Origin of the sequence: Candidatus Nitronauta litoralis (assembly GCA_015698285.1) — a bacterium.
Lineage (GTDB): Bacteria > Nitrospinota > Nitrospinia > Nitrospinales > Nitrospinaceae > Nitronauta > Nitronauta litoralis.
In genome coordinates, this window is sequence record CP048685.1 from 3,156,432 (window position 1) to 3,172,059 (window position 15,628).

The 15,628-nt window shown below is 45.4% G+C and carries 13 protein-coding genes; 5 read left to right on the forward strand and 8 right to left on the reverse strand.

Translation table 11 applies throughout. The features are described from left to right. Positions 1-103: 103 nt before the first annotated feature. Both G3M70_14360 and G3M70_14365 read right to left on the reverse strand, forming a co-directional pair. A complete protein-coding gene (locus G3M70_14360) occupies positions 104-412 on the reverse strand; it encodes a hypothetical protein (protein ID QPJ62994.1) in 309 nt (102 codons plus the stop codon). A 234-nt stretch (positions 413-646) separates the two neighbouring features. Continuing rightward, positions 647-847: a hypothetical protein gene (locus G3M70_14365; protein QPJ62995.1), complete on the reverse strand. Its 201-nt coding sequence runs from the start codon at positions 845-847 to the stop codon at positions 647-649. A 219-nt stretch (positions 848-1,066) separates the two neighbouring features. Here G3M70_14365 and G3M70_14370 point away from each other — a divergent pair, with 219 nt between their 5' ends. Further along, the gene (locus tag G3M70_14370) at positions 1,067-2,206 is read left to right on the forward strand and encodes a hypothetical protein (protein ID QPJ62996.1); all 1,140 of its coding nucleotides are present in this window, start codon (positions 1,067-1,069) and stop codon (positions 2,204-2,206) included. A 275-nt stretch (positions 2,207-2,481) separates the two neighbouring features. Here the strand turns inward: G3M70_14370 and G3M70_14375 are convergent, their stop codons facing one another. Beyond that, the gene (locus G3M70_14375; GenBank protein QPJ62997.1) at positions 2,482-3,639 is read right to left on the reverse strand and encodes a SpoIIE family protein phosphatase; all 1,158 of its coding nucleotides are present in this window, start codon (positions 3,637-3,639) and stop codon (positions 2,482-2,484) included. Positions 3,640-3,682: 43 nt separating this feature from the next. Further along, complete coding sequence (locus G3M70_14380; protein QPJ62998.1) at positions 3,683-4,861, reverse strand: hypothetical protein; 1,179 nt, start codon at positions 4,859-4,861, stop codon at positions 3,683-3,685. A gap of 149 nt (positions 4,862-5,010) precedes the next feature. Between G3M70_14380 and G3M70_14385 the strand changes: the two genes are divergently transcribed. Together G3M70_14385 and G3M70_14390 are read left to right on the forward strand one after the other, a co-directional pair. Then, on the forward strand, positions 5,011-5,913 hold the full coding sequence (locus tag G3M70_14385; GenBank protein ID QPJ62999.1) for an NAD(P)-dependent oxidoreductase: 903 nt from the start codon (positions 5,011-5,013) through the stop codon (positions 5,911-5,913). Positions 5,914-5,969: 56 nt separating this feature from the next. Beyond that, on the forward strand, positions 5,970-6,176 hold the full coding sequence (locus G3M70_14390; protein ID QPJ63000.1) for a hypothetical protein: 207 nt from the start codon (positions 5,970-5,972) through the stop codon (positions 6,174-6,176). A gap of 13 nt (positions 6,177-6,189) precedes the next feature. Here the strand turns inward: G3M70_14390 and G3M70_14395 are convergent, their stop codons facing one another. Beyond that, positions 6,190-6,882 carry a helix-turn-helix transcriptional regulator gene (locus G3M70_14395; GenBank protein QPJ63001.1) on the reverse strand — a complete coding sequence of 231 codons (693 nt, stop codon included), beginning with the start codon at positions 6,880-6,882 and terminating at the stop codon, positions 6,190-6,192. A gap of 127 nt (positions 6,883-7,009) precedes the next feature. Between G3M70_14395 and G3M70_14400 the strand changes: the two genes are divergently transcribed. Next, positions 7,010-7,186: a hypothetical protein gene (locus G3M70_14400; GenBank protein QPJ63002.1), complete on the forward strand. Its 177-nt coding sequence runs from the start codon at positions 7,010-7,012 to the stop codon at positions 7,184-7,186. A gap of 55 nt (positions 7,187-7,241) precedes the next feature. Beyond that, positions 7,242-8,141, forward strand: a complete 900-nt coding sequence (locus tag G3M70_14405; GenBank protein ID QPJ63003.1) for a VacJ family lipoprotein — start codon at positions 7,242-7,244, stop codon at positions 8,139-8,141. Positions 8,142-8,392: 251 nt separating this feature from the next. Here the strand turns inward: G3M70_14405 and G3M70_14410 are convergent, their stop codons facing one another. The 3 genes from G3M70_14410 to G3M70_14420 all read right to left on the reverse strand — a co-directional run bounded on the left by G3M70_14410 (position 8,393) and on the right by G3M70_14420 (position 15,175). After that, on the reverse strand, positions 8,393-8,785 hold the full coding sequence (locus tag G3M70_14410) for a hypothetical protein (protein QPJ63004.1): 393 nt from the start codon (positions 8,783-8,785) through the stop codon (positions 8,393-8,395). 368 nt (positions 8,786-9,153) lie between these two features. Continuing rightward, a complete protein-coding gene (locus tag G3M70_14415) occupies positions 9,154-10,215 on the reverse strand; it encodes an IS481 family transposase (GenBank protein QPJ63005.1) in 1,062 nt (353 codons plus the stop codon). Between the two features lie 157 nt (positions 10,216-10,372). Further along, entirely contained in the window at positions 10,373-15,175 is a 4,803-nt protein-coding gene (locus tag G3M70_14420) for a PAS domain S-box protein (GenBank protein ID QPJ63006.1), read from the reverse strand. Between the last annotated feature and the right edge of the window lie 453 nt (positions 15,176-15,628).

Below are 15,628 nucleotides of genomic sequence, written 5' to 3' on the forward strand. Positions count from 1 at the left end.
AGGAGTTTCGGCGTAAAAATAGAAACTCGTATTGGACTCCAGGCGGAAATGCCCCAAAGGAATCCGATAATGTTAATTAGTTTTCAGGAGTTAGAACTAGAGTTCAACGGAAGGAGGGAGGACTTCTACTATTGAAGGTCTTTAGGAATCTCGCCGGGATCGTTCCCAGAGCAGGGAGTTGCCAGACAATGATTCGAAAATCTACTGAAGTGTCCGGAGTCTGAACTTCCAGGCTGACATTGGATTGGGTCCAGTTACAGGGAGCACAATCCGATTCCGCATGGAACGGGTCCCAGTCGTGATCGTGCAGAATAGGGGAGAAAAGGGTCATCACCCCAAAGCACAAAGCGATGCAAAGCGCCCAGGCTTGACCGGAACCGGTCGGTAATCTGAATTGGGACTGCGTTTTCAAGGACCACTCCGCTTGATCTTATCTGCATCTTTTAGTTGCAAATCAGTTGCAAATGCGGATAGAGAATTCCATAAATACGCAATTCTGTCAAGCTTTTTGGATTTTGGTGGGGTTTAGAGTAGGATTTGGGAGAGGGAGCGGGGTACCCCTTCCCTGTTTAAGGGAAGGGGCTTTAGACTTAGCCCCTCGAAGGAGATCTACTACGGTCCCTGGCGGGAAAAACAGTAAAACGCTTTAATCTTCAGAGAAATACGACTGATCGTACATCGGTTCGTATACTTCTTCTTTTTTCGGACGGCGGCCTTTGGGGTTGATTTGTATATTAGTTCTGACCGCTTCGTTGAATTCGTTCCAATAGCGCTCACTCAGCTTTTCGCTGGAAATCTCTTTTTTGAATTTGCCGTTGGACTTGAAAATTTTCACCGGATAGAACATATCAACCTCCATCTCATTGCTGGCCGGGTTTGCCTTTTTTATCCGACCAGGGTGTTTGATTAGCAGCTCAAATCCCAGGTTAACTTTGAGCCTCTGTCCTCAGTGGACCCGCTAATCAAGCGTCCCCAATCCGAGGTTACGGGTATATAATAGAAGCCAAGTATTAATCCTTCGTTAAACCTGCATTAATATTTTTTAATGATTCCATGAGGATAGAACGTGTCTAATCAGGTAACTCTTTTAAAGTTGGTAGTTTGTGCGGGTCTTGTGGTATTGGGCCCCCAGGCCGTTTTTGGCTCCAATATTAATAAACCAGTTAAATTGGCCAATTTTGATGGTAATGTATTAATGGCTAAAAATCCGGGTTCCGGGCATAGCAAGAAGGATGCACAACCAACCACAGGAAGCAAAGCCTGGGAGAAGGATGTGGCCCATCATCTGGACTTGTTTAAACTCCAGATGGAGGATGGGCAGGATATCCTGATGGATGAGGATCCGGACGAAATTGCCAAATGGATCACGGCTGTTCAGGAAAACCTGGGAAAGTATGATGAACTGCTGGCTGTAATGGACAACCCACGCCGAGTGGAACGTTATCAGGCGAAACTGTTTTCCCACGCCATTTTTGAAGGCCATGTTGAAATAGTAGACCTCCTCCTGGCGAGAAAGTATCCCGTCAGTGCGCGCACGGATGCCGGGGAAACACCCCTTATGCTCGCCGCAGCACAGGGCAATATTCCAATCATGAAAAAGTTGATCGATAAAGGCGCGTCACCAAAAGAGGCGAGCATGACGGAGTCCGTATTGTCCCTTGCTATTTCCAGCGGCGGACCAAAAGCCCTATCTATTTTGCTGGAAGCGGGTGCAGATCCTAATGCTGGTTTCCCTCATGGACGAACCCCTATGTTTGTCGTGGTTCGTGAGGGCAACAAAAAGGCTTTCGATATATTGATCGCAGTTGAGGGAATCAAACTCGATGCGCAGTCTCGATTTGGATGGACACCGTTGATGGAAGCCGTGGCACACGGTCAGGACGAAATGGTAAAATCGCTTCTGGAGAATAATGTGGACGTCGATCAAAAAGATGTGGAGGGCAATACCGCATTGATGATCGCTGCAAGGGGAGGGCGGGCGGTGAGTGTCCAGCACCTTCTTGAGTATAAAGCAGATGTGAATGCGCGCAATGTAAGAGGGATGACTCCGCTCATGTGGGCGGTCACCCGTCCGGACAATGGCGAGATCATAAGCGCGCTACTCGGCATGGGGGCGGATATTAAAGACAAAACCGCAGAAGGCCAGACCGTTGCCTCCCTCGCCACCGCAAATGGGAATGAAAAATATGCGCCGTTGCTTAGGTGATTAGTGATATCAATAATTTTTTCGTTTGTTGCTATTTCTTCTGGGGTTTGGATTATCCGTGGGACCCACAGCAAAAATAATGGTGGGTAGATCCTGATAAATTTTCAAAAAATATTTTTTAGCCCTCTCAATATATTGGAAAAAAAATTGTTGGGGCTCAGATGTTAATCATTGGAAATTATATTGGTGGGGTAATAGCAGTTTTAGCAGGCTTGGCGGTGTTATTGTGGGAATATTTTTTATAAAGGGTTTAGGCAATTGAACTGGATGGTTATTTAAGTTGTTCGCTCCAAATGAAACATAAAAATATCGTCTTCGAAGTCATCATGCTTGAAGGTAGTCAGTTCATCCAACAGGTGTTTGTTGAATCTTTCCGGTGGTAGTCCAGCGTGTTCCTGAATCAAACCCTGTAACCGGTCATAGCCAAACAATTCTCCTTCCGGCCCCTTTGTTTCAGTTACGCCGTCTGTGAATAAAAAGATCCGGGCCTGTGGCGAAAGTGTGATCTCATCCTGAATCGGGGCTTCGCCGCGGTTTACGGGAATTCCCAGGAGAGTGGTTTGGGCCTCCATCAAGTCGATTTTATTTTCTTCAGGATTAAAAACGATTTGAGGAAGATGCCCATAGTTAGAATACGCGAGTCGTCCCGAACCAAATTCCAGCGCACCGCAAAACGCACTCAGGTACATCTGCGTACCGCGAAACTGGTGCTCGATAAATGATTCCAACGTCTTCATTATATCTCCCGGTTCTTTATTCTTGCTGGCCTGTCGTTTAAATTCCGAGTCCACACGATTTACAAGGAGTGCTGCCGGAACGCCATGACCGGTAACATCACTGATGATGAACAGCAACCGGTTGTCATGAAGAAAATAACTGGCGTAATCTCCTCCCATGCTTGAAACAGGACGATAAGTCAGAGCGAGATCCAGTTGGTCAGTTTTGAGGTTCTTCGGAATGAGGGTTTCGTGAACGCGGGTTGCGACTTCCAGTTCCCTTTCCAGCAAAATATGCTGTCGGTGTAACTCTTCTTCCATTTTGACGCGGTCGGTGATGTCTCTGGCTATTCCGATAAACCCCGCGAAGATGCCATCCTCCTTGTAAGCCTGTTCTTTGATTTCGACCCAAATGAGTTTGCCGTTCGGGTGGTTGTACCGGATACGATAGGGTGGAACGGGTTTCCCCGCACGGGCCAACTGGATCGCATTTTCAATGGCAGCGAGGTTTTCTGGAATGGACCGGACATAGGCGTTGGCGTTTTCAATCCAGTCAGGGACGGTACGTCCGGTCAGCTTTTCTACTGATGGGGATACATACTTCAGCATTCCATCCGTGTCGACTTTGTAAATGACATCCAGGGAATGGTGGACCAGTAACTGAAGTTCCTTTATCTGCTCGTTCAGGTCAGCAACTTGTTCGGAGAAATTTTGCAAGGCCTCTGCCTCCCAAAAAAGAGGAGCGAGATGAGTCGGGAAATTATGAAGGGGGACTCATTTTTTCATAAATTGTTTTTGCTAGCGCAGTATATCCATCTTTATTGTAATGTTTCCAGTCTTTTGGTCCGTGAAAAATCTGTTTTCTGCCGAGTGCACGCAAAGCGGGACGGGCATCTATAAAACGCGCGTCTTCCTGCTTGCTTATGGTGCGGATCATTGTCGCGATTTCTTCGCTACGCTGTCTCACAAGATATGATGGATAGTTGCTTTCGCGTCCGCTGTCATATATCTGGATGCTGACGTAAGGCGATACCACTTCGTAGCAAGACAGGACTGAAGGCAGATACACCACGGTGACCGGAATTCCATTGAAATGTTCACGCATGTATTTCAGGGATTGTTCGAATACCGCTGTCGTCAAGTGGATTTCTCCCTGTGTGAGCTCCAGGGCGGGTGATTGGAGCCCATCGGGAATTGGAACCTGCCTGCCATTTAAGAGGATACGGTTGATTTTTCCTGCACCCGGAGAAATACTTTCGGGAGCAATCAATGTACTCTTCTTGTTTTCGAAGGAATCGATCGTTCGTCTTAAAAATTCCGTGAAAAATAAGGTCTCTTTCCAGTCTTCCTTCTGATCTGTTTCTGAGCGAATGACTTCGCTTTTAATGAATCTTCGGAAATAAGTTTCGTCATAAACCCTGGATGGATCGTAGTCGCGGTTTATAAAACGCTTTTTGAGGTCTTCAAGATTGTCATTGAGGTCGTTGCCTTCATAAAAATAGACCAGAATTTCTTCCGGGTTAGGCATGGGGCCCAGCCGGGATTGACGGATATAATTGAGCCAGTTGATAGGGTTGCCCACTAACCCGGACAAGCTGCCTGATCCCGATTTTCCAAAGGTGATGATATTGTGTCCAGTGAGATCGTGAAGCACATGAGCGGAATGATGGGGTAAATTGCGGTTGGGGTTGGCATCCAGCAGCCAATCACCATACCCTTGCGAATAGGAATCGCCAAAAAGCGCAATGTATTTTTTGGGAATCACCTCATCTTTGGAGCTTTGGGTTAGAATTCGAATATCCTCTTTAACTGCAAAGTGAAGCTTCAGCGGTATCTTGTCCATGAACTTGGGAAACAGGACAAACTCCAACAGGCCGTAACCTGCGGCTAAACTGAACAGGAGGAGCAGAAAATTTTGAATCAGTTTTTTAAATGTCATTCAATTTTAAGGTGATCGTCAACACGATGGCCTATGCGGAGCATATAGTTTTGGGGATTGCCCCTGCCACTGGGTTAGTCGGAAGGAGAAACGAAGGTATTACATTAACATAAAAAGAATAGGGGATTTAAGGGAATGGGAGGCTCTGTATGAAAAAAATCGGGTATATCGGCCTTGGAATCATGGGGGCGTCGATGGCGCGTAATCTGCTTTGTGAGGGTTTTGAGGTTATTGTTTGGAACAGAACAGAGTCTCGGGCGGATGTGCTGCTAAATGATGGAGCTAAGTGGGCCAAATCTCCAGAGGCTTTGGCAGACCAGGTGGAATTGATTTGTGTGAACGTTACCGATACCCCGGATGTTGAGGCTGTGTTATTTGGTGCTGGAGGAATAGCAGGGCGGTCAGGCAGCTCACCTTTAGTGGTAGTGGATCATTCAACCATAAGCCCGGAAGCGACCCGGGGGTTTGCCAGGCGATTGAAAGATAGGAAAATAGATTTTCTTGATGCCCCAGTAACCGGTGGAGATATCGGTGCTCGGGATGCAACACTCTCCATTATGGTCGGTGGTGAGGAACCCGTCTTTATGCGTAGCTTGCCAGTTTTAAAGGCGGTTGGAAAAAAAATCACTTATGTTGGAGAAAATGGAGCAGGGCAGTTGTGTAAGGCTTGTAACCAGATAATGGGGGCGCTGAATCTGTTAGGAGTTTGTGAAGCGATGGCTCTGGCACAAAAAGGCGGGCTGGCTTTAAACAAGATGCTGGAGGTCACCGGCGCAGGCGCGGCGGGATCCTGGGCACTGGATAATCTGGGAAAACAGATTGCCGAAGGTGATATGGAGCCCGGTTTTATGGTTGACCTCATGCGAAAAGATCTGACTATTGTACAAAAAGAGGCGGCTGGTCTTGATCTCCCTTTATTGGGAGCTGGCATGGTGGAGCGTTTATTTCAGGCGGCCTCTGAAATGGGACATGGCCAAAAGGGGACCCAGGCCTTGAGCCGGGTGGTGGAGGCCACCGGAAAATTTAAGTTTGGAGAACGTCCAGGAGAGTAATAAAGAGGTTTTTGGGGAAAAATAAAACTTTTTTGATTACTTTGAATCTAAAGTGTATGGATAACTCTAAAGACGACATTCCCGATTTACTTGAATCGCTTCTGGTGGATGGTCGTTTCCTGCCAACGTACCCATTCGACCTGAACCAATCTCTCAAGATTCGCGATGGGTTGAAGGACAGAGATACGTCTTCCATTTCCCGGCATGTTCTTCAGGAATTGCAAATTAAAAGCCTGAAAAGCCGCGAAATCTGTCTGAACTGACCCCTCCAAACGACTACAGACGCCTTCCAACCCAAACGATGCGGCCGATAAGGTCGAGTTGTTTTTCTTTTTCCCGTGGAATTTTTTCTTCAGGGGCTGCCCCGGTCTTGTCCCCGCGAATTGTCAATCCTCCTTCGAGGCGGCGTTCCACCCGCCTGACATAAAGCCCGCCGTCAATATGGATTAGGAAAATACCATCCTCACGTTTTTTTTCAGGGGACCGATCGACCAGCAGGAGGTCATCCGCTTTAATGGTGGGTTCCATAGCGTCACCAGTGCACCGAATTAACAGTAGTTGATCGGGGACGGATCGCAGTTCCTGAACAACCCAATCCCGTTTGAAGGCAAGATGATCAACCACCTGACTGGATTGAATCGAGGCGCCATTTGACAAGAGCCCGAGGTCATATTGGGGAACAAAGACGAATCCTCCTGTATCTTTCCGAACTGTAGAGGCAGGCTCCTGTTTAAGGGCAGGTGATTCACCCCCGGTTAACAGCCAACCTGGGTCGCATTCCAGAATTCTGGCCAAGTTCAAGAGAGTATCAACCGTGGGAACCCGCTTGCCGGATTCATAGTGGTTCATCGTCGGCTCGGAAATTCCTGCAAGTTCAGATAATTTTTTCTGCGTGAACCCCTTGTTTTTACGAAAAAAAACTAATCTATCGTTTAGTTTATTGTGTTCTTTAATGTTTATTGTTGACATTTGCTTAATAATTTTTTAGATTATTTTTAAAAATTAAATATACCACAAGTTTTTTTGAATTTGTACTTAATAATGCGAAGGAGCCTGGGGGGCAATCCACCGCCGTCTTTTAATATGGGGGTACCTTATGGGGAACGATCAAGAGCTGGACCAGGATATTGTAATGAAATTACTAAATGAAACTTGTAATGAGATGGCAAAAACAATTCGCATACAGCAGAAAGAGATTCGGAGACTTCGTCGAGAATGCGGGGAAGGTGTTGAAAGGATTGAGGAAGAGCCTAAAAAATTCCGTGTAAATTGAAGGTGTCCCGTGTAAACTGACTTCAAAAATTTTGTCTAAACCGGAGGAAAAAACCATGGAGCTCAAAACATTATCAGGCAGCACCATTCTGATTTTGAGTTTACTGGCGACGCCAGGATTGAGCATGACTTCTGATAGTTCATTTATGAACCATTCGGAGCAGTCCATTGCAGGGGATGACTTGCTTGCAAAAGAAATAGATATCCATTTGGAAAAAAAAACAAAGCCGAAAAAGGATGAACCAGGCATTCAAATGGAAAAGAAAATGCCAGAATCTCCCCGGGCTGAGCCGGAAGAGGAGTTTGAAGATGATCCTTTTGCTTCAGGGGAAAAAGAGGACAAGGCCGAAAAAGATGAGGATAATCTGGAAGGGGTCAATCGTGCCATGCACGATGTCAACGATACGATCTACCAATATTTTTTTCGTCCATTGGCAAAAGGTTATAAGGAAGTCATGCCAGATGACGGTCGCAAAGTTCTTACCAATGTATTCGATAATCTGAAAGCACCGGCCAAACTGGTCAGCAGTGCCATTCAGGGGGATACAGATAAATCCGGACGGGTAGTGAGCCGTTTTCTCATCAACACGACAGCAGGTATGGGCGGTATGCTGGATGTTGCGGGCGAAGAGTATGAAATTGAAAATGTAAATGAAGACTTTGACCAGGCTCTGGCGTCCAGCGGAGTGGAGTCCGGAGACTATCTTGTCCTGCCTGTTCTCGGGCCAACAACCACCCGCGGTGTTGTAGGAAGGGTAGTGGACACGGCTCTAAACCCTCTCACTTATACGGGCGCTGGATTTTTTGTCAATGCGGCTGTTAACACAACAGAGCGGGTAAATGAAACCTCCGGTCATATCGACGACATTGATGAGCTTAACAAAAGTGCTATTGACCCTTACGAAGCGCAACGCCACTTTTATCTTGAATTGCGGGAAAAACAGATCAAGGAATAGTTTCGGTTGCCACGCTAAAAACCTTTTGGCTGTCCCAGGCAGGTTTTCCGGTTTGTGAGGGCAGTTGACCTGAAAAAAATAAAAACCCTCGGGCTTAATTGCCTGGGGGTTTTTTTATTTGCATGAAAAAATGTTTTGTCCTGGAAATAATTCAGGCTGGAGAAAAGAGTAACCCACCAAATCTGGAATGAAAAAACTCTTAAAACCAAGAGCGCAAACTTAAAATTTAATTTTGAAAAATAATTAAGGAGTTATTTTACCAGCCACTGCACAGCCTGAGGTTCGTCGAAAAATACTTTGGCTTTAAAATCCAAACCCATTTTTTTCATTACGGTTAAAAATAATTCCTTGAGCTGTAAAAACCCCTTGTCCCAGGTCAGGACACACACGGTTCCATCCAAAACCTTGTATTTCCTGAATAATTGTCCCAACATTTGAAAGCCGTGTATATCGATTCCATCATTACCAAACCTGTTATCCAAAAGGAAACGAAAGTGTTTAACGTCCTGATTATTTTTTATTGTGTTTTCAATCAAGGTTGCCCAATCAGGATTCTCTGCATCTCCAACGACATAAATCCTGAAAACCTTTTCTCCTTCGAAAGATTCAAGTCGGACACCAATATTATTTTTGTATTTTTTCACTGTGTTTTTTAATGGTTGAATAAAAAACTTTTGAATAAAAAGTGAGTTAGCGAGTAGCTAACAATAGTAAGTCTACTTATTAAATATATTAGATAATGGAGGAGTCGCCAAGCCTGTCAGGACGTTTATGGGATTAACATATTGGGAGTTTCAGAAACATGGAGTTTGGGATCGAAGGATTTCAATTACTTCTAAAGAAAGTGTATTTGGGATGAAAGCTTTGTTTTCTGGAATATAACGAAAAGAAAACTTCTGCTGTAGATAAGGGAGGAGAGAGATTCTATGTGATCAAAGATTGAAGCGGGGAAATACGAATGAATGTACAAAGCTAGTATTTGCCGAACAGTGGCCCTTGTTGGGTATTGGATTTAGGCGGCTAATTTAGCCGTCTTTTTTATTTTTTGCTCCTGTGTTTTATCTGGTTTTGGAAGACCTTCCTTGAAGACGGTTTCCGGTGTCCTGCCGTTCATATTTCTGCCCTGATGAGGACGCTTGGTGTTGTAGTGGATGAAGTAGGTGTCGAGGTCCTTCTGCATTTCCTCAACAGACTCGTACCATTTCTTTCTTCCCATGATGCGGAAGTGCTCGTCAAGCAGGGTTCTGTGAAGGCGTTCAACAAAGCCGTTGCTCTGGGGACGACGGACTTTTGTGGTGCGGTGTTCGATCTGTTCTAACTGCAAAAACAGTTCGTAAGGGTGGCGGTCTTTTCGTCCACAAAACTCTCTGCCGTTGTCACTCAAGATGGTCGCGATCCTGGCATCGTGAGATTCAAAGAACGGGAGTACCTCGTTGTTAAGCGTCTGGACTGCGGTAACCGGAAGCTTGCTGGTGTAGAGCCTTCCCCATGCATACCGGCTGTAGCAATCGATGACAGACTGGAGGTACACACGGCCTACGCCTTTCAAGGTTCCGACTATGAAGGTGTCCACCGCCACCAGGTCACCGGTGTGCCGGGTTTCGATGTGGCGGTCTCGAAACTCCGGACTGAACCTTTCTAACGCACGAATCTGATCTTCGGTCAGGTCGATCTTCTTGCCCTTGATCGATTGTTCCAATCTCAGGAATCGTTGATGTTTCTGCAAGAGGTTGTGACGGCTCCACACACCCCGGACGCCGCCAGAGGAAACGTTGATTCCGGAAAGCATCAGGTCCTGGGCCACCCGCAGGCAACCATGAGAAGGATGTTTCAGGGAATAGTCCAGAACCGCCTTCTCAATCTCCTCAGAGACCCGGTTGGGATGGGGGCTTTTGGCACCAGGCAGACGGTCGATGAGACCCTCTGCACCATAGGTCTGGTAGTTGCGGCGTATCTCGTAGAACTGGGTGCGGGAATAGCCCATTATCTTGCAGGCTTTACTGATATTGCCCAGTTCACCTGCCAGCTCTAGCATGGACAGTTTCCTTCGTGCTACCTTGTTCACGGTGGTCATTGGATTCTCCTTTTCGAGTAAATTGGTAAGCTTCGACACTTACAATTTACCCAATCAAGGGCCAATGACCACTTTCTCTTCAAAAATGATCAACTGTCAGACTATTACTAGCACTCTTCAGAATGAATCAGCCTTATGTGTTCCCGGCTTTATGCCTCTACCCATTTGCTTTTACAGGCAGCATTACAGTAAAAGTGGTGCCTTTACCCGGTTGGCTTTTGACTTCGATATCTCCTTGATGGTTTTTGATCACCCCAAGCGTGAGGAGAAGTCCGAGCCCTGAGCGTTTGAATGCAGATTTAGTAGTGAAGAACGGATCAAAAATAGCGTCGAGGTTTTCGGGGGGGATGCCGCAGCCAGAATCCTGGATATGGATTTTGACCTGATTTTCATCACGCTCTGTGGCTATTAGAATTTTTCCTTTATGATCCGGGAGGGCTTCCTCAGCATTTTGTAGAAGATGCCCCAACGCTTGCCGGATTTGTGTTGTTGAGCCGGATATCTGCGGCAGGCCTTGTGCGAAATGTTTTTCGAAAGTGACCTGGTCGCCAAGTTTTTCCTGGTCTCCATTGACCACTTCCTCGATGACCTGATTGAGGTCCATATTTTCTGGTTCGTCCGTTTCTGGAGTGTGGCAATCTTTCAGTCGAGCGAGGAGGTCCGACACTCTCCCACATTCTTTTATCGCGATGTCTACCAACCCTTTGTGGATTTCTTCCATCTGGACCCGGTCACCAACTTGTTCCAGAATATTGCGGATACCGTGAATCGGGTTGTTGATTTGCTGGGCAACGACACCTGCGAGTTGTGCGGTCGCCTTTAATTTTTCTGAACGCACTTTTTTGTCCTGGACCGTTTTGAGTTGTTCCGTTCTCTTGACCACCATTTCTTCAAGATGATCCCGAATATTTTGCAATTCCTCTTCCAGTCTGGTCCTTTGTGTGATGTCAGTCAGGATACCCACTAAACCGTATAAAACTCCTGAGGAATTGCGGAGGGGGAATTTGATGGTGTCGAATATATGAGCTCCATCGCTATATAAGATTGTGTCTTTACACTCAAATGTTGTTCCCGATTCGAGAACTTTCATGTCTGCATTTTTGAATTCGTCGGCAAGGTCCTGAGGGAAAATATCATGGTCTACTTTACCCCGTACTTCATTTTGGGTAACCCGGAATAGATCTGCAAACTGTTTGTTGACTGTGCGATAACGTCCTTCGCTGTCTTTCAGATATATGGCTGCAGGTGTGTTATTCAGTATATGCTGCAGGTGTTCTTCTCCCTCACGTAGATTTTCTTCCATTCGCACGCGTTCTGAAATATCCCGAATCACTCTCAAGTATAGTTTCTGGTTGTGAGCCATAAAGGTGCTTGAAGATACTTCAGCGGGAAACACAGTGCCGTCTTTTTTCTTGTGGTAACGCATGAATGACTGGCTTGCTAATCCAATTCCACTGACGGATCCGTTACCGACTTTAATTTCAGGCTCCGTTGAAATGTCGGTCAATTTCAACCTGAGAATTTCGTCGCGATCAAAACCAAACATCCTGACGGCAGATTCATTTACCTCCAGCAGGCGTTTAGTGGTGGCATTGATAATGAGAATGGCGTCGCTTTCGGCAGAAAGTATTTTCCTGAATTTTTCTTCACTTTCTTTCAGTGCTTGTTCCACTGCTTTTCGGCGTGAAATATCGTGCACGATTCCGACGAACATACGCCGGTAATCCTGGAATATTTCACGGACGGCAACTTCAACAGGAAAAACAGTGCCATCTTTTTTCTGGGCCATGAATTCCCGTGGAGGCTTGCCAACCACTTTAGCTGTTCCGGTTACCAGGTAATTACTGATGTAATTTCCATGTTCACTGCGATAAGGTTCCGGCATTAACAGGTTTATATTCTGGCCAACTGTTTCTTCGGTGCTGTAACCAAAAACCTTTTCAGCTCCGGAGTTAAATGACTGGATAATCCCATTTTCGTCGATTGTTATGAACCCATCAGCGGAATGGTCGACAATTGAGTTGAGAAGGGTTTCATTTTCTTTAAGCAGTTTTTCTGATTGGCGGAATTCAGTGAGGTCCTGACCAATGGCAAGAATGGAATGGAGATCTCCGGATTCGGTTTCTTGCTTAATCAGATTGAAAAGCAGGGTTCTTTCTTCATTGTTTCCGAGTTTAATCACACATTCAAAGTCGCTATTTGTTTTTGACTTGAAAACATTGAGGACATCTTCACGATATTCTGTGGCTTGCTCTTCATTAAAAATGAGATTGAAAAAATCTTTTTCAAAGACATCTTTTCTCTCCAGGCCAGACAATCGGGAGGCTGCAGGGTTGATGTCGAGGGTTTCAAAGTTTGTGCTTAACCTGAAAACTAAAAAGTCGGAATATTCGAATAAAGAGTCTGCTGTTTTGGGTGTATTTGCAGATTCCCCTCTGGGAGGGGTGATATAGGCAATGCCTCCATCAAATACACCTTCCGAAGTGTGCAAGGCGGTGAAATGCATTGTTGTATCTTTATATTCACCATCTGTAGCCGCCAAGGGCAGCGTGATTTCTAAAGTACCCTGTTCGGCAAGAGGGGAAATCAGATGCGATTCCATATCAAAATCAGTATCGTCCTTCAAAAGGTATTGAAGGCCTTGCCCGATAGCTTCATAGTCTGTTGGTCCCAGAATATTTTCAGCAGCTTTGTTCCATTCTGTAATGGCCCCCTTGTCATTGATGGATAAGATAGGCAGGTCAAGCTGGCCAAAATGTTTGACCTGGTTTTCAAGGGTGTCTACGAGTTGTTTTTGCAGGAGCAGGTCGCCTTCCATTTCTTTCTGATAGTCCTCAAAACTTTTTTCCTTTTCCTCCAATTCATGTAGGGTGGCGTCAAAGTCCTGCTGGACTTTTTTTAAGTCGTCCAACTCAGTTTGCAACATTCCATGGGCAAGATTGAGGGCGTTGTTTTCCTGTTCCTGGCGCTTCATTTTCTGGTTAAGAATTTCCAGGTCCGATTCGATTTGTTGCCTCTTAACGGCTTCCATGCCCAGTTTTTCCTGCATGGAATCAATCTCGGCTGTTTTGCGAGCGATTTCTTCCTCTTTTGCTAGCAGACTTTTTTCTACCTCTCCCATCTTTTCTTCATGTTGTGCCTGGAGGATGGCCAGTTCTTCATCTTTATGGGAGGATTCTTCAGATTTTTCCTGGAATTGGCTTTTTTCTTCTTCAAAGCTGGCGCGCAAGTTCTCCAGTTGTTCTTCTATATGGGCTTTTTCCTCTGACAATCTTGATTTTTCGTCCGTTCTTTCTTCAAGTTGAAAGCGGGCCTGTTCCAGTTGAGCGTTCAGGTCCATCAACTCCTGCTGAACGCTGGCCCGGGTATCAGATAATTCTTCTTCTGTTTGTTTCCGGTTTTCCAGTTCCTGCTCCAGACTGGAACGTGTGGATTGGAGCTCCTCATTCAGGGCTTGCCATTGGTCTTGCTGTGCTTGCATTTGTTCTTTCAGGGCATTGATTTCCTGCTCATATTCTTCTTTTACTTCTTGCAGGGCTTCCTGACTTTCATTTGATTTCTCCTTTTCGTCACTTATTTCCAAAAGAGCATCTTCAAGAAGGGAACCCGTAGTGGCAGGAGCGGGTGTTTCTGGAGGCAGGGCTATGGATTCCGCTGGATTCTCCTCTTCCACCGATGCATGTTCAAGCCTGTCGATTAAAATTGGGCCCAGTGTTTTGGAAAAAATGCGAATCATGCTTATTTCATCAGCGGTCCAACTTTTTTCCCGTTTTGTGGTTTCAAACCCAATGTAGCCAATCGAATCGTTTTTCCAAACGATAGGGACATTAATAAAAGACTTTACTCCCTGGGAATGAAAGACTTCTTTTTCATTTGATGCATCGTCTGGAAGGTCTTCCAGTCTTTTGGCGTGAACCAATTCTTTTTTTTCGATTTTGGATTTGAACCAGGGAAAAATATCGAGGTCAATCCAATCATCGGGGCTGGCTTCAAGGTTTGGGTTTTCTTTACTCCAAATGTGGGAATTGATCATCTGTTTATTATTATCAACAAAAAGAAAAATGTACCCGCTCTCAGCGTTTGTGAGGTCACCAAGGTGAATTAAAACATTATTTACCCGCTCATCTACTTTGTTTCGGTTACTTTTTACCTCCTCGTCAATAGTGAGCAGGTTTTTGTCAAACTCAACCCAGAACTGGAATTTCATTCGGGCTTCACGGTTTTTTCTGGCCTCTTCTTCAAGTTTTCTTTTGCTGTCCGAGAGGTTTGTGCTCAGCTGTTTAATCTGTGGTTCATAATGTTTCTGGAGGCTATCCAGCTCGCCCTTTAACCGAAATTGGGGAGTGATATCAATTCCTGATAATACGATCCCCTGGAGCTCTCCCTGATTACCGTGAAATGGGCCAGCCTGCCATTCTATGGTTAGTTCCGTTTTGTTTTTGCAAACAACAGGAGACTTAAAGGTTTCAACCCCCTTATTGCGGTCTCCAGCTATATCGTGGAGAATTTTTCGAGCCTGACTCCTAAAAGTTTCAGGCATAAGGGCCTGCGCCCAGTCTTTTCCCAGAATTTCCTTTCCGCGAAACCCCAGGACCTGTCCGGCTTTCTGGTTTATTTGGGAAATTTTTCCTGCACTGTCTGTTACCAACACGATTGAACTATCTACGTTATTGACTATTCGGTTAAAGGCTCTTTCATCTATCAGAGCCTGTTCCACTTCCTGAACAAGGGACCGGGCACCAAGTAGCTTCAGGCAGGGATAGATCAGAGCGCAGCCGATAATTCCCAGAGTTGCAACGGAGAAGACCCACCGATTCGAGGGAGACGAATTAGAAGAGGCGAGCCCCATCAGGTCCATGACCAGATTTTCCAGGAAGAAAACCCATGCCACCAAAAGGACAAGGGCAATACATACGGTAATTCCGATCTGGTTCAAAACCTGGTCTTTTTTTTCACCCATGGTTCACAGTCTCAGAAAGGGAGTGGTTCAAGCTTTGGAAGGCTTCGCCATCCCCTGTTTAGTTCCAGTTAGTTGAATAAAGACGCCATAAATTGGAATCAACCTGGCCAGATTGCTCGAAATTTCCTTTAGAAATTACAGGCAACACCCGCCAAGGCGAAACAGGCTTCTTTTTATTAAAATTTTTATTAGTGCATAAAATTTTATCTTATAACTCTTTGAAAAGCAAATAATTATGGGATATTAGGGGGTCCGGAGCATGGAGTGATGAAAAATGAAACACACTCAAGCGATTTACTTAAAATATTGAAAATAAATGACTTATTTTGTTTTTTTGGAGGGATGTTTTTGATAGGAGGACCAAGTTGAATGACAGCTATTATTTTTCGTATTCCAGTTTGTCCCAAACTGCTATTTCTCATTGAAAATTAAGGGGATGTTTGATGTTGAGAT

Coding starts and splice junctions, on each gene's coding strand:
- G3M70_14365 (QPJ62995.1), bottom strand. CDS start 847: ATGTTCTATCCGGTGAAAATTTTCAAGTCCAACGGCAAATTCAAAAAA.
- G3M70_14380 (QPJ62998.1), bottom strand. CDS start 4,861: ATGACATTTAAAAAACTGATTCAAAATTTTCTGCTCCTCCTGTTCAGT.
- G3M70_14385 (QPJ62999.1), top strand. CDS start 5,011: ATGAAAAAAATCGGGTATATCGGCCTTGGAATCATGGGGGCGTCGATG.
- G3M70_14390 (QPJ63000.1), top strand. CDS start 5,970: ATGGATAACTCTAAAGACGACATTCCCGATTTACTTGAATCGCTTCTG.
- G3M70_14395 (QPJ63001.1), bottom strand. CDS start 6,882: ATGTCAACAATAAACATTAAAGAACACAATAAACTAAACGATAGATTA.
- G3M70_14400 (QPJ63002.1), top strand. CDS start 7,010: ATGGGGAACGATCAAGAGCTGGACCAGGATATTGTAATGAAATTACTA.
- G3M70_14405 (QPJ63003.1), top strand. CDS start 7,242: ATGGAGCTCAAAACATTATCAGGCAGCACCATTCTGATTTTGAGTTTA.
- G3M70_14415 (QPJ63005.1), bottom strand. CDS start 10,215: ATGACCACCGTGAACAAGGTAGCACGAAGGAAACTGTCCATGCTAGAG.
- G3M70_14420 (QPJ63006.1), bottom strand. CDS start 15,175: ATGGGTGAAAAAAAAGACCAGGTTTTGAACCAGATCGGAATTACCGTA.